Raw genomic sequence first — 20,172 nt, 5'->3', positions numbered from 1 at the left:
AATGGAACGCATATGAAAATTACCTCAGCTCGTCAAGATCAGGGTATTCCGGGTGTCTATGGCTTATTGCTATTAGATGTCGTTTCACGTTGGGGATACAACGATGAAACATTATTTGCTCCATTTCATCTTACAAGCGAGCAACTGGCTGACCCTGACTATCGTATTTCTACACCAGTAGCAAATGAACTGGTTAAACACGCTCTTAAACTAACTGGTGAAACGACTTTGGGTTACCATCTTGGTACTCAAATGCGTATTTCAATTCATGGTTTCATTGGCTATGCAATTATGACAGCCAAAGATATTACAGAAGCAATTGCACTCGCAGCACGCTTTATTCAGCTACGCCTGCCCTTTTTACAATTATATTTCTCAACTTTTGGACCCAAGGCGACCTTACAATTACAGTGTGATATTGAACTTGAGCCTTTACGTACAGAAATCGTTTTAGGTTTAACCATTGGTATCATGAGCATGGCGAAAGCTATGACTGGCATTGACGATTTAGCTGGAGATGTAGACTTAGATTTTCCAGAGCCAGAAGGTTTTGACAAATATAAAAATAAACTAAGCAGCACAATTCGCTTTAACCAACCACATTTAATTTCAAGTTTTGATAAAAAGTATTTAGGACTTAAATTAGTCAACGCCGACCCTATTGCAAGTCAAGTTGCCATTAACCAATGTGAAGCTGAACTTTCCGCTTTGGGTGAGCGCCGACGTTTAGCAATGCGTGTTCGTGATATTTTAAGTAATTCTGAACAGCATTACTTAAGCATAGAAAATGTAGCAGAATGCTTACATATGTCGGACCGCACACTTAAACGTCAATTGGCAGCAGAAGGAACTTCCTTTTCTACATTAGTTGATGAAGTACGCTATCGACATGCAACATCTTTGCTTTCGCGTACAGATTATAGTCTTGAACAGATTGCAGATGAACTTGGCTATTCGGACGTTGCAAATTTTAGCCGTGCTTTTAAACGCTGGAGTGGCCGCAGCCCAAGCAACTGGCGTAAAGACCCATACTTATAATGTTTAAAACTATTGGACACAAGCTTAAGGAGTTACCATGAATCACCCTTCGGAACTGAAGTATGCACGTACACATGAGTGGGTAAAAATTGAAGGTGATCTTGTTATTACAGGGATTACTGACCATGCACAAGATGAGCTTGGCGATTTGGTGTATGTCGAAACTCCTGAAGTTGGTAGTCAAGTTACAGCTGGCGAACAAGCTGGAGTTGTTGAATCAGTGAAAACTGCTTCAGACATCCATGCTCCTGTTTCAGGCACTGTAGTAGAAGTAAATACTGACCTTGAAGATGATCCTGATTTTGTAAATGATGATCCATACGGCAAAGGCTGGATTTATAAAATCAAACCAGACAATATTGCAGATGTTGAAAAACTTTTAACAAATGCAGAATATGAAGCTGGCCTATAAGATAGGTATAGTTTTCAAGATTTAATAAAAACCAGTTTAGATTTAGACTGGTTTTTTTCTTTGTTTATGCAGTTAATTTAAAATCAGTTATCTGATTCGGTGACCTATATGACAAAACTTGTTGTATTCTCTGGCGCGGGTATGAGTGCCGAAAGTGGAATTAGCACTTTTCGTGACAGTAATGGTCTATGGGAAAATTATGACATTCAGCAAGTTGCCACACCTGAAGCATGGCAAAAGAACCCTGCTTTAGTTCAACGCTTTTATAATGAAAGACGCAAAAATATTTTAGAATCTCAACCTAATCAAGCTCATCAATATATTTCCAAGCTACAAGACTATTTTGAAGTACAAGTTATTACTCAAAATATTGATGATTTGCATGAACGCGCAGGAAGTTCCAACGTTTTACATTTGCATGGAAACATTCGGTTAGCAAAAAGCTCGGGGCCAAAGGCACAATTCACAACTCAGTTTTATGACATTAACGGTTGGAAATTAGATTTAGAACACGACCTTTGCCCAGATGGATATCCTCTTCGTCCACATGTTGTTTGGTTTGGTGAAGCTGTACCTGCTTATGAAGAAGCAATTAAAGTCGTGCAAAGTGCAGACATTTTTATTGTAATCGGGTCGACATTAAGCGTATATCCTGTTGCAGGTTTAGTGCATGAAATTGCAGCTCAATGTAAAGCATACTATATAGATCCCAAAGCAGATCATGGACGTGTTCCTCAACAATACGAATTGTTAAAGATGTCAGCTACTCAAGGAATGCATGAACTTTTTAAGAATTTAACCAATTGACTCCTATTTTTAAGTACTAAATCAATTTAATTTGAATAAAAATTATTATTTTTTGGACAAAATTTTGTCAAATTTTCCAACTTTGTTCTAATTTCGCGCAATAAAATTTTTCCCTCCACTCACTTTGTAACTAAATATAGAGTTATTTTTTTATAAAATTTATTTTTCTCAAGAAAATTCAAAAAAACAAAATATTAAAAAATTATAAGTGAATGATTAATAATATATTTTTTAGATTGTAATTTAAATTACACCGATTTACACAAAGATACAAAAATACAATATAAAAATAACAGAGCAAAAAAATTCTTTTGTGGTTGAATCTCAACCTCTTGAATGCCGTACAAGAAAACAGCGACCTGGATTAGGTTACAATCACGGATTATGGATATAAGGACACACATCCATCATGAGTTATTTTGATCCCACCCTCATCATGTTTATGGTGTACATCGTAGCAATGGTACTTATTGGCTTATTTGCCTACCGTGCTACAAGCGACTTCTCAGATTATATTCTTGGTGGTCGTAGTTTAGGCAGTTTCGTTACTGCGTTATCCGCAGGCGCATCAGACATGAGTGGCTGGCTACTCATGGGCTTACCAGGAGCAATTTATCTTTCTGGTCTATCTGAAGCGTGGATTGCAATTGGTCTTATTATCGGTGCTTGGCTTAACTGGCTACTGGTTGCTGGTCGATTACGCGTTCATACTGAAATTCAAAACAATGCATTAACTTTGCCAGATTATTTTACAAGCCGTTTTGACGACCAGAAAAAAGTACTCCGTATTTTCTCTGCCGTTATCATCTTGGTTTTCTTCGCTATTTACTGTGCTTCAGGCATGGTGGCGGGCGCCCGTTTATTTGAAAATTTATTCGGTATGTCATACAACACTGCAATTTGGCTTAGTGCTATTGCAACCATCAGTTATGTTTGTATCGGTGGATTCTTAGCAATTAGCTGGACTGATACATTCCAAGCTGGATTGATGATTTTTGCCCTGATATTAACGCCAATCGTGACTTACCTTGCGATCGGGGACACAACTCATTTTGTTACTCTCATTGAAACTGCACGTCCGCATGCATTTAATCTCATCTCAGATTTTGGTGTGGTAGCAGTTTTATCCTCCATGGCATGGGGTCTTGGTTACTTTGGTCAACCACACATCCTTGTACGTTTCATGGCGGCTGATTCAGTAAAATCTATTCCTGCTGCTCGTCGTATCGGTATGACATGGATGATTTTATGCTTAATGGGTGCTGTAGGTGCTGGTTTCTTCGGTATTGCTTATTTTGAGCAACACCCTGAATTAGCGGCAGTTGTGAGCAAAAACCCTGAAACTGTATTTATGGAATTGACTAAAATTTTATTCAATCCATGGATCGTAGGTATCATTTTGGCTGCAATTTTAGCTGCTGTTATGAGCACGTTAAGCTGTCAACTTTTGGTATGTTCAAGTGCTTTAACTGAAGATTTATACAAAGGTTTCCTTCGTAAAAATGCATCTCAAAAAGAACTTGTATGGGTTGGCCGTGTAATGGTTCTTGTCATTGCTGTTCTTGCAATTATTCTTGCAGGTAACCCAGATAGTAAAGTTCTTGGTCTTGTTGCTTATGCATGGGCTGGCTTCGGTGCAGCATTTGGTCCGCTTATCATCTTGTCATTGTTCTGGAAACGTATGAATTTACAAGGTGCTTTAGCGGGTATGATCGTTGGTGCAGTTGTGGTTATTGGCTGGAAAAATCTTTTCGCAGACACTGGTGTTTACGAAATTATTCCTGGCTTTATCCTTGCATTTATCAGCATCGTTGTTGTGAGTCTTTTAACTAAAGCACCAAATACGACAGTAACTGGACGCTTTGAACAAGCAGATAAACTCTACAAAGAAAGCGTATAATCCATCTAAATAAACTAAGGGGCTTCGGCCCCTTTATTTATTTTTAGTTTTGATTTTAATTTTTGAAGTATCCTTCACGACTTGCATCACTGGGTAACTACGGGTTTCTTTTACCCCAGGCAACTGCCATAACACTTGCCCTGCAATACGTCTAAACTCTTCCATACTGGCACTTCGTAATTTAATTAAAAAATCGAAGCCCCCACTGACCATATGGCACTCAACAATTTCCGGATAATGCACCACAGCATCAATAAACTCATCTAAAACATTAGGTGTCGTTTTATCCAGTAATACTTCAACAAACACCAAAAAATTAGCATTTAACTTAACAGGGTTTAACTTAGCCTCATATCCCAAGATGAATTCATCTTTTGTCAGCTTTTGGACTCGTGCCATGACAGCAGTTGGAGATAAATTCACAAGTTCGGCTAATTTACTGTTCGAAATACGCCCATCTGTTTGAAGAATATCCAAAATTTTTAAATCAGTGCGATCAAGGCTTAATAATGTGCCATTCATCTGAATTTTCCTCTAAAAAATGGGATAAATATAGTGAGTTATTCGGTGTTTCTTCTGTAATGATAAATTATCTAAACCTCTCTACTCAAGATAAATAGTACGAGAGCTAGTTGGCGGAAACAGATATGAATACAATGGATACTTTTCATCAAATGGATAAATCTCACCAAGGCTATATCACCGAATTCAACGATAAAAGTGAGTTTGAACAACGCATTAATACAGCTTGGCGTCGTGCTGAACCAGAAGCTGTAGAAGAGCTATTACAAGCTGCCGCGGTATCTGATGATTTAGATCATAAAATTTATGACCTTGCTTTTAATCTTGCACATAACTTACGTGAACGTAAAACCTCTTCGGGTAAAGCAGGTATTGTTCAAGGGTTGCTACAAGAATTCTCCCTTTCTTCACAAGAAGGCGTGGCTTTAATGTGTCTTGCTGAAGCTTTGCTTCGTATTCCAGACTCAGCAACACGTGATTTACTTATTCGAGATAAAATCAATCAAGGCAACTGGAAAGAACACGTTGGCCAAAGCAGCTTAATGTTTGTAAATGCTGCTGCATGGGGCCTTATGCTGACTGGTAAGCTGATGGAAACACCAAAGCAAACTAGTCTTTCAAGTGTACTTACTGGCCTTTTAGCACGTAGTGGCCGTGGCATTATTCGTAAAGCAGTCGATGTTGCAATGCGTATGATGGGTGAACAGTTTGTTACTGGTGAAACCATTGAAGAAGCTGTAGACCATGCAAAAGTGCTTGAAGACAAAGGTTTCCGCTATTCATACGACATGCTAGGTGAAGCTGCTTTAACCGAACATGATGCTGAACGCTATTTCAACGATTATACACAAGCTATCCATGCAATTGGCAAAGCGTCTAACGGTAAAGGCGTTTATGAGGGCCCAGGTATCTCAATTAAGCTTTCTGCCTTACACCCCCGCTATCAACGCGCGCAAATTGAGCGTGTTCATCAAGAACTATACGGCAAAGTATTTGAACTCGCTCTTTTAGCTAAAAAGTACAATATTGGTTTAAATATCGATGCAGAAGAATCAGAACGTTTAGAAATTTCTCTTGAGTTACTTGAACGCCTTTGTTTCGAACCAGAACTTGCAAACTGGAAAGGTATTGGTTTCGTTATTCAAGCGTACCAAAAACGCTGTTTCTTCGTGGTTGATTATATTATTGATCTTGCTAAACGCAGCCAAAAGCGCCTCATGATCCGTCTTGTGAAAGGTGCGTATTGGGATAGCGAGATCAAGAAAGCACAAATCGAAGGTATGGATGACTATCCTGTCTTCACTCGTAAGGTGCATACGGATTTATCTTATATCGCTTGTGCTAAAAAATTACTTGCAGCACCAGAGTTCATCTATCCGCAATTTGCAACTCATAATGCTCAAACGTTAGCAACGATCTATCATTTAGCTGATCCAAGCAAATATTATGCTGGTCAGTACGAGTTCCAATGTTTACATGGTATGGGTGAGCCACTTTATGAACAAGTTGTTGGCCCACGTGAGCAAAATAAATTAGGCGTACCATGCCGTATTTATGCTCCAGTTGGTAACCATGAAACTTTGTTGGCTTACTTAGTTCGCCGTTTACTTGAAAATGGTGCAAATACTTCATTTGTTAACCGTATTGCCGATAAAACACTTAAAGTTGAAGATCTGATTCAGTCTCCAATTTACGATATTCGCAATGCAGCTAAACTTGAAGGTTCAGTTGGCTTAAAACACCCATCTATTCCGTTACCTTTAGACATGTATGGCTCGCTCCGTAAAAACTCTAAAGGATATGATTTAGCTAATGATGCTCCACTTGAAGCTTTAGACAACACAGCTCAACAACTGCGTAACCGTATCTGGCAAAGCCATCCGTTATTGGCAGATAACGGTTCTTTAGAACAAGGTAATTCTGTTGCAATTACAAACCCAGCACAAAATGATGAAATTGTTGGGCATGTACAAGAAGCTGATCTAAAGCATGTAGAAGTTGCACTTAATGCAGCTGAACAAACTCAGTCTGAATGGGCTAATACTCCTAAAGATCAACGTGCTCAATACTTAAAACGTGCAGCTGACCTGATGGAAAGCCGTATTGAAGAGTTAATGGTATTGCTTTGCCGTGAAAGTGGTAAAACCTATGCCAATGCGATTGCTGAAGTTCGTGAAGCTGTAGATTTCTTACGTTACTACGCAACTCAAGTTGAGAACCTTCCAGCTAATACAATCATTCAGCCTTTAGGTACTGTACTTTGTATTAGCCCATGGAACTTCCCTCTTGCGATTTTCTCAGGCCAAATCGCGGCTGCATTAGTCAGCGGTAACTGTGTTATTGCTAAACCAGCCGAACAGACTCCATTAATTGCAGCTCAAGCAGTGCAAATTTTATGGGAAGCTGGTATTCCTCATGGCGCTGTGCAGTTATTGCCAGGTCGTGGTGAAACAGTTGGTGCTCAGCTTAGCCAAGATAATCGTATCGATGGCATTATGTTTACAGGTTCAACTGAAGTCGCAAAAATTTTACAGAAGACAGTTGCAAAACGTTTATCTGAAAATGGCCAGTCAATTCCACTCATTGCAGAAACTGGTGGTCAAAATGCAATGATTGTGGACTCATCAGCTTTAACTGAACAAGTCGTACTTGATGTTGTAAGTTCAGCTTTTGATAGCGCTGGTCAACGTTGTTCTGCTTTACGTATTTTATGTGTACAAGAAGATAGTGCTGCAACCGTTATTAAAATGCTTAAAGGTGCAATGCAACAGTTGAGCGTAGGTAACCCTGCCATTTTAAAAACTGACATTGGTCCTGTTATTGATGTTGAAGCAAAACAGACGATTGATCAGCACATCCAAAAAATGAAGTCTAAAGGCTATCCAGTACATCAGCTAATGTTTGGCGCAACGAGCCAGAATGAATTAGATAAAGGAACTTTTGTTGTACCAACAGCAATTGAGTTACCTAACCTTGATGATTTACAACGTGAAGTCTTTGGTCCAGTTTTACACATCATTACCTATAAGTATGGCGAGCTTGAGCAACTCATCTCGCGAATTAATGCCAAAGGTTATGGTTTAACAATGGGTTTACACACCCGTATTGATCAAACGATCCAAACAGTGATTCAACATGCTGAAGTTGGTAACCTTTATATCAACCGAAATATTGTTGGTGCTGTTGTTGGTGTTCAACCATTTGGTGGTGAAGGTTTATCTGGTACAGGTCCAAAAGCTGGTGGTCCGCTTTACATGTACCGCTTAATGCAACATTGTTCAAATAAAGTATTGGCAACACCATTTGCCATGAAAAATGAACAAACTGCTTTTGAAGGCTTTAACCGAGAGGTTTATCAGAGCTTACAAAATTGGGCGAAACAGCATTTACCGCAAGAAAATCACGAAATTGAACCGTTTGGCGTTGGTAAATTCTATGAGTTACAAGGGCCTACCGGAGAAAGTAACCAATATATTATTCTGCCGCGTCACCGTGTTCTTTCAATCGCTGACACAGAGCAAAATCAATTGCATCAATTGCTCGCAATTTTTGCAGTTGGTAGCCAAGCTGCGGTAATGCCAAATAGTCCATTATTGGCAAAATATAAACAAACCTTGCCGAAAGATGTGCTTGCTGCAATTACTACAGTCAAAAATATCGCATCAGATGATTTTGATGCAGTTTTACATCATGGTAATCGTGAAGAAATCTTCTCATTACAGCAAGAAGTTGCTACTCGTTCCGGTGCAATTGTAGGTATTACCCATGTTGAGCCAAATGAGACTATTCCACTTGAACGTTTAGTAATTGAACGTGCAATTAGTGTGAATACAGCTGCGGCTGGTGGTAACGCAAGCTTAATGACAATGGCTGATTAATACGTAAGTTTCTAAAAAAAGCCCAAATCTTAGTATTTGGGCTTTTTTATATAATGAAGTAATCTTTTCTTAAATATATAAATTTTATCAATTCGAGATTCTAATAATGATCTTTTTAGAACCAGACCAATATCAACAAAAATGCGCTCAGCTTTTTAATTTATATCACAAAGATATTTCCACATTACTACCATTTGCCAAAATTGAGCATATTGGTTCATCTTCAATACCGAATGCAATTTCAAAGGGTGATTTAGATATTTATATTGAAGTTAAGCCTGATCAGTTCGAATTCGCAATCGAACAATTAAAAAGGCTAAACTTTATAGAAAAACAAAACACGCTGAGAACACATGAACTTTGTATGCTTGAGTCACTCAATAACGATGATGTTGCTTTTCAAATTGTAGTCACAGGTTCAAAGTTCACATTTTTCTTAACATTTAGAAATAAGCTTATCGCCTCTCCAGCACTGGTCGATGAATATAATCAATTAAAATTACAGTGTAGTCATCTAGATCATGATCAATATAGAGCAATAAAATCAGAATTTATTACTCGCATTTTGAAACATCCATAATTTTAACGACAGTCATCCTTATTGATATCTAGCTAAAATTGGCTCCTGTAACCCCGTTTTTTTTGATACCATTCACTATTTGATTCTGTCTAAATTTTCTTTGTCTATGACCTCTTCTTATCATCAACAACTTCAAACTAAAATTGACCGCATTACTGCCCAATTTTCTGAATTTACTCCACCTACATTAGAAGTGTTTGAGTCACCTGAACAACATTTCCGTATGCGTGCTGAGTTTCGTATCTGGCATACAGAAAATGACATGTTCTATGCCATGTTTGAACGTAACGATGATGACAAACAAAAAACCGTTTTACGCATTGATGAATTCCCCATTGCAGACCAAAGCATTAATGATTTAATGCCAAAACTTTTGGAAGAGCTCAAAGCACAACCTAAGCTTTCTAGCCGTTTATTTGAAGCTGATTTTCTTGCAACACTCAGCGGGGAAATGTTAGTTACATTAATCTATCACCGTAAACTTGATCAAGAATGGGAACAAGCAGCTAAAGCGCTTGCTGAGAAGTTAGACATTAAGATTATGGGTCGTAGTCGTGGTCAAAAAATTATTATTGGCGATGATTTTGTCGTAGAAGAATTTGAACTCTTAAATCGTTCATTTAAATACAAACAAATCGAAAGTAGCTTTACTCAGCCTAACGCACAAGTTTGCAAAAAAATGCTGCAATGGGCGTGTGATGCAGCTGAAGGATCGAAAAAACACTTATTAGAACTTTATTGTGGTAATGGTAACTTTACTCTTCCTCTTTCTTTAAAGTTTGAACGTGTTCTAGCAACAGAACTCGCGAAATCTTCCGTTTATGCTGCTCAATGGAATATCGAGCAAAACCAGATTGATAATATTCAAGTAGCCCGTCTTTCAGCTGAAGAATTTACTCAAGCCTATCAGGGTGAACGCGAATTCCGCCGCTTACAAGAAGCGAATATTGATATCCAAAGTTATGACTTTGATACCGTATTTGTTGATCCCCCACGCGCAGGGATTGATGATGAAACTTTAAAACTTTTACAAGGTTTTGAACGGATTATCTACATTTCATGTAACCCAGATACACTGTATGAGAACCTAAAAATATTAGGTTTAACTCATCGTATTACCAAGTTTGCATTATTCGATCAGTTCCCATATACCCATCATGTGGAATCGGGTGTATTACTTGAGAAGATTTAAACAAAATCTTTCATTGTAAATTTAAAATCAAAGGGGGTTATATACCTCCTTATTTTTTAATGTTTTTTTATTTAACTATTTAGATTTTCAAAAAATATCAAGTCATCTATCCGTCATAATTTCGTTTAACTCACGCATTCCTATCGAAAATTCTCGAGTTCAATTGGTGGATTTATCACTTATAGAGACTTGTATTTTATTTTAAATTGGCTATATTTCGAGCTATGTTAGATTGTATATGAAGGCTCTATGAGTTTTTGGCAAAAGCTGTTCTTAGCAGATCAACAGCATAACGAGCATAAAAACCAAACTGCTTGTGTTGAAAATGACTGCTCATGTAAAACAAATGAACAACTTCTAAGTGCTCTTGCACTCGCAACAGATGAAGATGTCATTAAGGGAATAAAGAAAGTTCTTATTTCCCGTGGTTATAGCCGAAAAGAGTTGAATGAACTCACTCAAAAACCCTCTATCCATTAATTAAAAAGCCAGTCTTGTACTGGCTTTTTTATATTTCACTTTAATCTACACTCTGTCTGATCTACCCAACCAACAATTGGTCCCATTTCAAATTGTTGATCATTACGCTTGTCTTTTTGAACATATAAACTAGAAATAGAACCATCCAGATATAAAGCCTGCTCTACCATAAGATTTCTTTGAAAAAACTGAGCAAACTTGTAAAAACTCACGCTATTCTTCGATATTACAAAGTAGAGTTTATTATTTCTAATACCGACTCCATTACGAATTTTATTTGATTGAGAGTCCGATAAAAAAAGGGAATTTATCTTTCCATCAATCACTAACATTGGGCCAGATTGTGTCGCATAATCAACGTTGAAATCTCGGCGACTGTATTGCTGCGTTGTTAAAATGAAGGCCTGCTTTTTATTCCAACTTAACACCCCATTAGGCTGCAAAAAGAAATTTCCCAATCCTTTACTTTTATTTAGTGGCTGAATCACCTTAGCTTGTTCAACATACAGCCCTACTGGAGAAAATCCCGGATGGAACATCCCTGCATTCATTGCGAAAGAAAGTCGCTCACATTGCTTTAAATGTTCCTGAACATTGTTAAAGCTTTTGTAATACTGCTGATTATTAGAATTCTTAAGAAACAACCGTAACTGTTTTAAATTGCTAATTGAAACCACATCATATTGGTCGCCTTCCGCTGTTTTAACTTGCTGGTGTTCTATCGCATAGACAGACTGAATCAAAAGCCCATATATAGTTAAGCACCACATCAACCATTTCATTTAATACCACCAGACATGACATTTTTTCTTCATATTAAATCTTTAAATTAGATACAATAAACACAATTATAATTGGATATGTACCAAACTCATCCATTCGACGTAATCAATACACTCCACATTGCTGATATTGGTTATAATGATGAGCAGCTTTTCAATAAAAGCCTTTTACACTTTATTGGATCAGCGTAAGCATGCAACAACCGAATAAGCGCTACCCTTTGGGGGCTCATCTCATCGTAAGGCATCTCGGCTATAGCCATCATGGTATATACGCAGGGAGAGGTCGAGTCATCCATTATTCAGGCTTAGCGCATTTCATCAAAAAACGCCCCATTGAAATTACCTCAATAGATGCATTCTCGCATGGTAAAAAAATACATGTTCGCTCTTATGACACGCCACGCTATAAAGGAAGAGCTGTCGTGCGCCGAATGCGTTCACGTATGCATGAAAACCACTACCATCTAATTATTAATAACTGTGAACATTTATGTAGTTGGGCAATTACCGGAATCGAAAGTAGCACCCAAGTTGAACGTATGATGCATCGATTAACGACCATTGGTTATGTAAGTTCAATTATGAGTTATATGAATGGGATGATGCTCACTGTTGCAACAACATGTTTTGCTCTTGTTCTTTATATTAAAAAGAAATTGCGTGATCAGGCAAAAATGAAGGTCCCTACTTATCAATTTCTTAGAGAAAAATCTGAAAAAAGGAATATTGATCCTTCAGTCCCCTTAGTGTTTATAGATCCAGATAAAAAAGAACCAATTTAATAAAAAAGCCCTCAAATATGAGGGCTTTTAGAAAACTTAAAACTTATTTTTTATCAACTTTTGCTTCAGTCGTAATGTTTACAGTGATTTTATCACCAACATTAGGCACATAGTTTCCTAGACCAAAGTCAGAGCGTTTGAATGAAGTTGTAGCATTAAAACCAATCGCTGGAACTTTAGCCATTGGGTGTTCGCCTTGCTTGTTTAAAACAGCATCAAGTACCACAGGCTTAGTTACACCTTTAACAGTTAAGTCACCAGTAATTTTAAAGTGCTTTTTGTCTTTAGTTTCAACTTTAGTACTTTTAAACGTAATGTTTGGATATTTAGCAGCATTAAACCAAGCTTCTTCTTGGAACTCTTTATCCAAAGCAGGAACGTTTGTATTTACACTGCTTAAAGGAATAGTCACATTTACAGATGAGTTTGCTGGTTTAGCATTATCAACTTTAATTACACCTTGGATATCCGAGAAATTAGCGCTTGGAGTAGAGAAACCAAAGTGATTCCACGAGAAAACAGTAGCTGTATGTGTAGGATCAATTTTGTAGTCCACTGGCGCAGCTAAAGTAACTGAACTAGCCAATGCTACTGCCAAACCAAAGCTTAGTGTTTTAAGATGCATTTTTCGTATCCTTTATTGATATAGTCGTTAGTGTATACATCAAGTAATTTAATTCACTATTCTTTATAAAACGATATGTTTCATCCATGCAACAATAAAAGCGTTACAGTTATTATTTAAAAACAATATTATAAGATATCGGTGTTGTCATACCGTTTCCGAACTCTCAAATTAATTCGTTTTTACTTCGACTTTATTGATCAATAACAAGGTAAAACATGGCTAATACTGCTCAAGCACAAAGTACTTCCACTCCATATCGAGTAACTCTGACCGATCCTTCGGGTCACCAATGGTTTGCTGATGAGCCTACAGACAAAGGTGGTCTAGATACTGCTCCAAACCCAGTTCAAATCTTACTGTCTGCTTTAGGCGCTTGTACCACCATCACATTAGAGATGTATGCGAATCTTAAAGGTATTAAGCTTGATCATGTTCAAGTTGATTTAGTATTAAACCCAAATGGTGAACCAGAGAAAGGCCAAAATAATATTGAACGCAAAATCACGCTCAAAGGTGAATTCAGTGAAGACCAACACAAGCGTTTATTAAAAGTTGCCGAGAACTGCCCTATTCATAAATTACTCACTTCTCAAATTAATATTCAAACCGAACTTAGCATTTAACCTTTCAAATATAAAAAAGCGCTCCCTAATGGAGCGCTTTTTTACACTACTTCAATATTTAAGCAGTTAATTCTTTTACTGCTGCAACAACAGCTTCAGTGGTAATACCAAAGAATTGGAACAAATCTTTTGCTGGTGCAGATTCACCATAAGTTGTCATACCAATTACTTTGCCATCAAGACCAACAAACTTCCACCAGTAGTCAACATGAGCAGCTTCAACTGCAACACGCGCACGGATATGAGCTGGTAATACAGCTTCACGATATGCAGCGTCTTGTTTCATAAATTCTTCTGCACATGGCATAGAAACTACACGCACACCGTCAAGTTGAGCATAAGCTTCCATTGCTAAAGAAATTTCAGAACCAGTTGCAATAATAATTGCTTTTAATTCGCCTTTTTCTTGAGCAAGAACATACCCACCTTTTGCAACATTTTGAATTTGCTCTTCAGAACGTGTTTGGAATGGTAAGTTTTGTCGAGAGAAAATGAGTGCTGTAGGGCCATCTTTACGCTCTAAAGCAGATTTCCATGCAGTAGCAGTTTCTACAGTATCAGCAGGACGCCATGTATTTAGGTTAGGTGTACCACGTAAAGAAGCAATTTGTTCGATTGGTTGGTGAGTTGGACCATCTTCACCCAAACCAATTGAGTCATGTGTATAAACATGAATTACACGTTGTTTCATCAATGCAGACATACGTACTGCATTACGCGCATATTCCATAAACATTAAGAATGTTGCAACGTAAGGAACAAAACCACCATGTAATGCAACGCCATTGGCAATTGCAGTCATACCGAACTCACGTACGCCATAATATACGTAGTTACCAGCTGGGTTCTCTTGAATACCTTGGCAACCTTTCCAAAGCGTTAAGTTAGAACCAGCCAAGTCAGCAGAACCACCTAGCAATTCAGGCAATAAAGGACCAAATGCTTGTAATGTGTTTTGGCTTGCTTTACGTGTTGCGATTGTCTCGCCTTTCGCATTTGTTTCACGAATGAATGCATCTGCTTGCGCTGCAAATTCAGCTGGTAAGTCACCGCTAATACGACGAAGTAACTCAGCTGCTTCAGTTGGATATTTTGCTTGATACTGTGCAAATACCGCATCCCAAGCTGCTTCAGATTCAGTACCTTTTGCTTTCGCGTCCCATGCAGCATATACATCAGCAGGAATAACGAATGCTTCTTCTTTCCAGCCCAATGCTTCACGAGTTAAAGTAATCTCATCTTTACCTAATGGCGCACCATGACAGTCTTCTTTACCCTGCTTATTTGGTGAACCTAAACCAATAATGGTTTTACACATAATAATGGTTGGTTTTTGAGTTTCAGCTTTTGCTTCGATTGTTGCTTGACGAATCGCATCAGCATCATGACCATCTACACGAAGAACTTGCCAACCATAGGCTTTAAAACGCTCTTCTGTATCATCGCTGAACCAGCCTTCTACTTCACCATCAATTGAAATGCCATTATCATCATAATAAGCAATCAATTTACCAAGTTGTAAAGTACCTGCTAAAGAACATACTTCGTGAGAAATACCTTCCATTAAACAGCCATCACCCAAGAAACAGTAAGTGAAATGATCTACAACGTTTAAATCATCTTTATTGAACTGGGCAGCTAAAGTCTTTTCTGCCAATGCAAAACCAACAGCGTTTGCAATACCTTGACCTAAAGGACCAGTCGTAGTTTCGATACCTGGTGCATAACCATATTCAGGGTGACCAGGAGTTTTTGAATGTAATTGACGGAACTGTTTTAAATCTTCAATTGAAAGATCATAACCTGTTAAATGAAGCAAAGCGTATTGCAACATTGAGCCATGACCGTTTGATAAAACGAAACGGTCGCGGTTTGCCCATTGTGGATTAGTTGGGTTGTGATTTAAAAACTCGCGCCAGACGACGTCAGCAATATCTGCCATCCCCATTGGAGCACCAGGATGCCCTGAGTTTGCCTGTTGCACAGCATCCATTGCCAATACACGAATTGCATTTGCAATACGACGTTCGTTTAAAGGGGTCGCCATAAGATCAGAATCCAATTTTAATAGATTGATGAAAAGAAGAAGATGAATAACAATTCAATGCCGCTATATTGTCTTAAAAAAAAGGCTGAGGGTAAACCCCAACATAGTATATTTCTTTATTTTTAACCGTTTCTTGGTTACACAAAAAACATTTGAACCTTTAAGTTATACAAAACAGTGCTCATTTTTTTAAATACTACTCCAATATGCGAGCAGGCAGTTCTATTAGACTTTGATATATAGATAAAATATTGTGAAATCTCTATCTAGATCGATCATGTTTCTTTTCTTTAAAATCCAACTTGTAAGACATCATCTTTTTGTTAAACTATATGTCTAAAAAACGTACTAACAACAAATTATTAAAATACCAATACTTTAAATAAATACTCTTTATATCAATTTTACTAATACACTTATCAATTAAAACACAGTATAAATGAAACAAATTCATGCTTTTTGGTCAGTATGAACTGGTCCTCAAGCTCAAGTCGATGTAACATATTATGTCTTTTGAAATAACCAAGATAGGACTTTCATGCGCGAGTACGCTGTTTTTACCTCGGAATCTGTAAGCGAAGGTCATCCTGATAAAATGGCCGACCAAATTAGCGACGCTATTTTGGATGCAATCTTAAAAGAAGACCCATACGCACGTGTTGCATGTGAAACACTGGTAAAAACAGGCGCTGTTGTACTTGCTGGTGAAGTAACAACGACTGCTAATATTGATGTTGAAGCTGTTGTTCGTCATACCGTTAACGGTATTGGATACCACCACTCTGATCTTGGCTTTGATGGATCAACATGTGCTGTAATCAATATGATTGGTAAACAATCACCAGAGATTGCACAAGGTGTAGACCGTCAAAAACCTGAAGATCAAGGTGCCGGTGACCAAGGTTTGATGTTCGGTTATGCAAGCCGTGAAACAGATGTGTTAATGCCTGCTCCGATTTCTTATGCTCACCGTTTAATGGAACGTCAAGCTGAACTTCGTCGCTCAGGCGCACTTCCATGGTTACGCCCAGATGCAAAAAGCCAAGTTACTTTTGCATATGAAAATGGCAAACCTGTACGTCTAGATGCGGTCGTTTTGTCTACTCAACATGATCCTGAAATTACTCAAAGCCAGCTTAAAGAAGCTGTTATTGAAGAAATTATCAAGCCGATCATTCCTGCTGAAATGTTCCACGCTGCGACTAAATTCCATATTAACCCAACAGGTATGTTCGTTATTGGCGGCCCTGTAGGCGACTGTGGCTTAACAGGTCGTAAAATTATTGTTGATACATACGGTGGTATGGCTCGTCACGGCGGTGGTGCTTTCTCTGGTAAAGATCCATCTAAAGTTGACCGCTCAGCTGCATATGCAGGCCGTTATGTTGCAAAAAATATTGTAGCAGCTGGTCTTGCTGACAAATGTGAAATTCAGGTAAGTTACGCAATTGGTGTAGCAGAACCTACTTCAATTTCAATTAATACATTTGGTACAGCAAAAGTTTCTGATGAGTTGATTATTCAACTTGTACGTGATCATTTCGATTTAAGACCGTTTGGTATTACTCGTATGCTGGATCTTATTCAGCCAATGTATAAACAAACTGCGGCTTATGGTCACTTTGGTCGCGAAGGATCAGATACTGCATTTACATGGGAAAAAACTGATAAAGTTGAAGCTCTTAAAGATGCTGCTGGCCTCTAATATAAAGTCATAAAAAAGCCCGCCAATGAGCGGGCTTTTTTACAGTTCAAATTTCATAATATGTAGGGTTTACTCTTCTAGCAACCATCCTTGATGCCATATCATTTGTAGCTCTGATCAAAATTTATTGTCTTGTGGTTTTATCATCCTGATTTAATACATCAAGTAATGTTGACTGCGTCGGAGTATCTTGATGGTTCTGTACATATATATGGACAACTTTAAATACAATGACAACTGCTAGACAAGCCATCACACAAAACATCCACAAACCATACGGGCTTCGAATATGTTGCGAACCACAATATGGACATGATTTATCAGTTGATGCCACAACTTTGTCGCAACACGCACAATGGTATTGATATAGCATAGGTAACCCTCCTTCCCTCATTTCAACCGTTGTTTTTTTAATAGGTTTGCTGCATTTTTAATTTATACATCCTTTATATTTATCCTATGTGAAATGAAAAGATAATTCAATCTGAATGAACAATTGAGTCAATTAAAAAATATTTTTAAAATACAAAAAGATAAGTTAAATATTATTTTTTTGGCACTATTTTTCTTATTTTGATATTTTGCCAAATTTGCTAAAATAAGCGAATAATCTCACATTTTAGGTCAATGCATGTCAGATACACAGCTCATTAATAAGGGTGGCTTTCGCGAAAGAGCCAACCGAAGTCGAGGTTATCAACAATCTGAAAACAAGCAAACCGCTCTACATTCAAATAAATATCAACCGCAGTCAAAACCACATGAAGAAACTAAATTAGAAATAGACAATAATGATTCATCTACTTCGGATTGCCAAAATAAATAATTATTTAAAAATAAAAAAGCTTAAACCCATGAGGTTTAAGCTTTTTCATATTCAGAACACATTTATTAATCTTTATTTTTATGCTCAATTTTTTTGTGGTCTGGGGTAACGTCTCGCGCTTCGCCATCAATAATGTTTGAGTCATGGTATTGGCCTTGACCACCACCCTGCTGGTTCTGCATATCTTGCATTTGACGCATTAAATCAGCAAATGGGTTTTGTCCCGAAGCATTACCGCCCATACCACCCATCATTTTATTCATCATGGCTTGTTGGCGTTTTGCAAGAGTTCTCATCGCTACATTACGAAATGCGGTTTGAACACCAGGAATCAAAATTAAAACAGCCAAAACATCAGATACAAGACCCGGCAACATTAATAAGAAACCTGCAAAAGCATAAGCAAGTTTTTTAGTTACAGTTGGGTCACTACCTAGCTGGCCTGTCATCTGCATTTGCTGTAATTGAGGCATAATACCGGCAGTACTTCTGCGAATAAGCCCCAAACCAATAAAGAAAGCAATAATGAACCAAAAGAACACATACCATCCACTGATGAACTGTGCTACGCCAATCCATACGGCAATTTCAACAATCGCGCCCAGAACTACAATAAGAAGTAAATTCATGTAAAACTTTATCTATCTCAAAAAGAAAATTCATTGCAGTTTTATTTGACCTAACCTTATCTAAGTTGCAAATAAGGATTAAGCATTCCTCTTAGCTCTGATTGTTCTGCCTAATTTCTAAAAATTAACAAAAACTATCGCATCAGCAAGAGTCTGCAATACTGGAGTACATTTGATTTTAACTCGATAAAAACAAACATGCTTTATTATTAATGAGTGCTGTATCAACTTTATCAAGTGTCACTTCAATCAGATTTTAATTTTTTACTCTATTTAACTGAGAATTCGTTCAAAAAAGAACTTTTTTAGTCAAATAAAGTCTTATTTGCTTAGCAAATTTAGGAGCATTCCTTTGTTTATGCTTTCCTTTTAGAAGTAGAGGACTTTAAAAGCAATACCTACAATAAACCTTCCTAGATAGCTTACATTTTAGCTATCTAAAGACAGTTCTATTCAAGTTAAATTAATTAGCAATACTTCAAATTAAACTTAGTCAGATTATGTATAAAAAAGCCCTTATCGTTGCAACAGCTACTCTATTTTTATCCGCCTGTTCTTCTAATTCAGTAAAACAACATCAAATATATTCTATTTCTGCCAATAAAAATTCAGAAGAAATTAAATCACTGTTTGATCAAGCACAGACCACGGGTGTTTTGGTGATTAAGCGAGGGCAAACAGAAGAAATTTATGGAAATGATCTTAAAAGAGCATCAACCAACTATGTTCCCGCCTCTACCTTTAAAATGTTAAATGCTTTAATTGGACTTGAACATCATAAGGCAACTACAACTGAAGTATTTAAATGGAATGGACAAAAACGCTTATTTCCTGACTGGGAAAAGGACATGACACTGGGCGATGCTATGAAAGCTTCTGCAATTCCAGTTTACCAAGAATTAGCTCGACGAATTGGACTTGACCTTATGTCCAAAGAGGTAAAACGAGTTGGTTTTGGTAATGCTAACATTGGTTCAAAAGTAGATAATTTTTGGCTCGTTGGCCCTCTAAAAATTACACCTCAACAAGAAACCCAATTTGTTTATCAATTAGCCCATAAAACGCTTCCATTTAGCCAAGATGTGCAAGAACAAGTTCAATCAATGGTGTTCATAGAAGAAAAAAATGGAACTAAAATTTATGCCAAAAGTGGTTGGGGATGGGATGTTGAACCACAAGTTGGTTGGTTAACAGGCTGGGTCGTTCAACCACAAGGAGAAATTGTGGCATTCTCACTTAATTTAGAAATGAAAAAAGGAACTCCTAGCTCTATTCGCAAAGAAATTGCTTATAAAGGCTTAGAACAACTGGGTATCTTATAAGTTGAACTTTATAGCC

General features: G+C 37.5%; 19 protein-coding genes. 13 read left to right on the top strand and 6 right to left on the bottom strand.

Annotated features, from left to right (window positions below):
* The first annotated feature begins 12 nt into the window (after positions 1-12).
* From ACPF64_RS12280 to putP, 4 genes are all read left to right on the top strand, one after another.
* A complete protein-coding gene (locus ACPF64_RS12280; protein ID WP_056479584.1) occupies positions 13-1,038 on the top strand; it encodes an AraC family transcriptional regulator in 1,026 nt (341 codons plus the stop codon).
* 37 nt (positions 1,039-1,075) lie between these two features.
* Positions 1,076-1,450 (top strand): glycine cleavage system protein GcvH, encoded by a 375-nt coding sequence (gcvH, locus tag ACPF64_RS12275; protein WP_003651425.1) that lies wholly within the window; start codon positions 1,076-1,078, stop codon positions 1,448-1,450.
* A 99-nt stretch (positions 1,451-1,549) separates the two neighbouring features.
* Positions 1,550-2,257 (top strand): SIR2 family NAD-dependent protein deacylase, encoded by a 708-nt coding sequence (locus tag ACPF64_RS12270; protein WP_426453548.1) that lies wholly within the window; start codon positions 1,550-1,552, stop codon positions 2,255-2,257.
* A gap of 409 nt (positions 2,258-2,666) precedes the next feature.
* Positions 2,667-4,157 (top strand): sodium/proline symporter PutP, encoded by a 1,491-nt coding sequence (putP, locus tag ACPF64_RS12265; protein ID WP_151744073.1) that lies wholly within the window; start codon positions 2,667-2,669, stop codon positions 4,155-4,157.
* Positions 4,158-4,190: 33 nt separating this feature from the next.
* Here putP and ACPF64_RS12260 read toward each other — a convergent pair whose 3' ends face one another.
* Positions 4,191-4,679 carry an Lrp/AsnC ligand binding domain-containing protein gene (locus tag ACPF64_RS12260; RefSeq protein WP_426453546.1) on the bottom strand — a complete coding sequence of 163 codons (489 nt, stop codon included), beginning with the start codon at positions 4,677-4,679 and terminating at the stop codon, positions 4,191-4,193.
* 125 nt (positions 4,680-4,804) lie between these two features.
* Here ACPF64_RS12260 and putA point away from each other — a divergent pair, with 125 nt between their 5' ends.
* The 4 genes from putA to ACPF64_RS12240 all read left to right on the top strand — a co-directional run bounded on the left by putA (position 4,805) and on the right by ACPF64_RS12240 (position 10,809).
* Positions 4,805-8,557 carry a trifunctional transcriptional regulator/proline dehydrogenase/L-glutamate gamma-semialdehyde dehydrogenase gene (putA, locus tag ACPF64_RS12255; RefSeq protein WP_426453543.1) on the top strand — a complete coding sequence of 1,251 codons (3,753 nt, stop codon included), beginning with the start codon at positions 4,805-4,807 and terminating at the stop codon, positions 8,555-8,557.
* Between the two features lie 106 nt (positions 8,558-8,663).
* The gene (locus ACPF64_RS12250) at positions 8,664-9,137 is read left to right on the top strand and encodes a GrpB family protein (protein WP_426453541.1); all 474 of its coding nucleotides are present in this window, start codon (positions 8,664-8,666) and stop codon (positions 9,135-9,137) included.
* Positions 9,138-9,243: 106 nt separating this feature from the next.
* A complete protein-coding gene (gene trmA, locus ACPF64_RS12245; protein WP_426453539.1) occupies positions 9,244-10,329 on the top strand; it encodes a tRNA (uridine(54)-C5)-methyltransferase TrmA in 1,086 nt (361 codons plus the stop codon).
* Between the two features lie 249 nt (positions 10,330-10,578).
* Entirely contained in the window at positions 10,579-10,809 is a 231-nt protein-coding gene (locus ACPF64_RS12240) for a hypothetical protein (RefSeq protein WP_003651412.1), read from the top strand.
* Positions 10,810-10,844: 35 nt separating this feature from the next.
* On the opposite strand, the gene ACPF64_RS12235 is transcribed toward ACPF64_RS12240, so the two are convergent.
* Positions 10,845-11,591 (bottom strand): phosphodiester glycosidase family protein, encoded by a 747-nt coding sequence (locus tag ACPF64_RS12235; RefSeq protein WP_426453537.1) that lies wholly within the window; start codon positions 11,589-11,591, stop codon positions 10,845-10,847.
* Positions 11,592-11,785: 194 nt separating this feature from the next.
* Between ACPF64_RS12235 and ACPF64_RS12230 the strand changes: the two genes are divergently transcribed.
* On the top strand, positions 11,786-12,376 hold the full coding sequence (locus ACPF64_RS12230; RefSeq protein WP_004642591.1) for a lecithin retinol acyltransferase family protein: 591 nt from the start codon (positions 11,786-11,788) through the stop codon (positions 12,374-12,376).
* A gap of 43 nt (positions 12,377-12,419) precedes the next feature.
* Here ACPF64_RS12230 and ACPF64_RS12225 read toward each other — a convergent pair whose 3' ends face one another.
* Positions 12,420-13,001 carry a YceI family protein gene (locus ACPF64_RS12225; protein WP_005041161.1) on the bottom strand — a complete coding sequence of 194 codons (582 nt, stop codon included), beginning with the start codon at positions 12,999-13,001 and terminating at the stop codon, positions 12,420-12,422.
* 218 nt (positions 13,002-13,219) lie between these two features.
* Between ACPF64_RS12225 and ACPF64_RS12220 the strand changes: the two genes are divergently transcribed.
* On the top strand, positions 13,220-13,627 hold the full coding sequence (locus ACPF64_RS12220; RefSeq protein ID WP_045432773.1) for an OsmC family protein: 408 nt from the start codon (positions 13,220-13,222) through the stop codon (positions 13,625-13,627).
* Positions 13,628-13,685: 58 nt separating this feature from the next.
* Here ACPF64_RS12220 and tkt read toward each other — a convergent pair whose 3' ends face one another.
* A complete protein-coding gene (gene tkt, locus ACPF64_RS12215; RefSeq protein ID WP_017389478.1) occupies positions 13,686-15,674 on the bottom strand; it encodes a transketolase in 1,989 nt (662 codons plus the stop codon).
* A 538-nt stretch (positions 15,675-16,212) separates the two neighbouring features.
* Here tkt and metK point away from each other — a divergent pair.
* Complete coding sequence (metK, locus tag ACPF64_RS12210; RefSeq protein WP_426453533.1) at positions 16,213-17,379, top strand: methionine adenosyltransferase; 1,167 nt, start codon at positions 16,213-16,215, stop codon at positions 17,377-17,379.
* A 124-nt stretch (positions 17,380-17,503) separates the two neighbouring features.
* Here the strand turns inward: metK and ACPF64_RS12205 are convergent, their stop codons facing one another.
* Positions 17,504-17,752: a hypothetical protein gene (locus ACPF64_RS12205; RefSeq protein ID WP_198078646.1), complete on the bottom strand. Its 249-nt coding sequence runs from the start codon at positions 17,750-17,752 to the stop codon at positions 17,504-17,506.
* Between the two features lie 258 nt (positions 17,753-18,010).
* On the opposite strand from ACPF64_RS12205, the gene ACPF64_RS12200 reads away from it, so the two are divergent.
* Positions 18,011-18,205, top strand: coding sequence for a hypothetical protein (locus tag ACPF64_RS12200; protein WP_426453530.1), 195 nt, complete (start codon positions 18,011-18,013; stop codon positions 18,203-18,205).
* Positions 18,206-18,270: 65 nt separating this feature from the next.
* Here ACPF64_RS12200 and ACPF64_RS12195 read toward each other — a convergent pair whose 3' ends face one another.
* Positions 18,271-18,834: an FxsA family protein gene (locus tag ACPF64_RS12195; protein ID WP_151744081.1), complete on the bottom strand. Its 564-nt coding sequence runs from the start codon at positions 18,832-18,834 to the stop codon at positions 18,271-18,273.
* Positions 18,835-19,334: 500 nt separating this feature from the next.
* Here ACPF64_RS12195 and blaOXA point away from each other — a divergent pair, with 500 nt between their 5' ends.
* Positions 19,335-20,156, top strand: a complete 822-nt coding sequence (gene blaOXA, locus ACPF64_RS12190; RefSeq protein WP_426453528.1) for an OXA-213 family carbapenem-hydrolyzing class D beta-lactamase — start codon at positions 19,335-19,337, stop codon at positions 20,154-20,156.
* Positions 20,157-20,172 lie beyond the last annotated feature (16 nt).

Source organism: Acinetobacter sp. KB005, assembly GCF_049949095.1.
Lineage (GTDB): Bacteria > Pseudomonadota > Gammaproteobacteria > Pseudomonadales > Moraxellaceae > Acinetobacter > Acinetobacter calcoaceticus.
The sequence above is the reverse complement of the archived record's forward strand: the minus strand, read 5'-3'. Positions and strand labels throughout refer to the sequence as shown.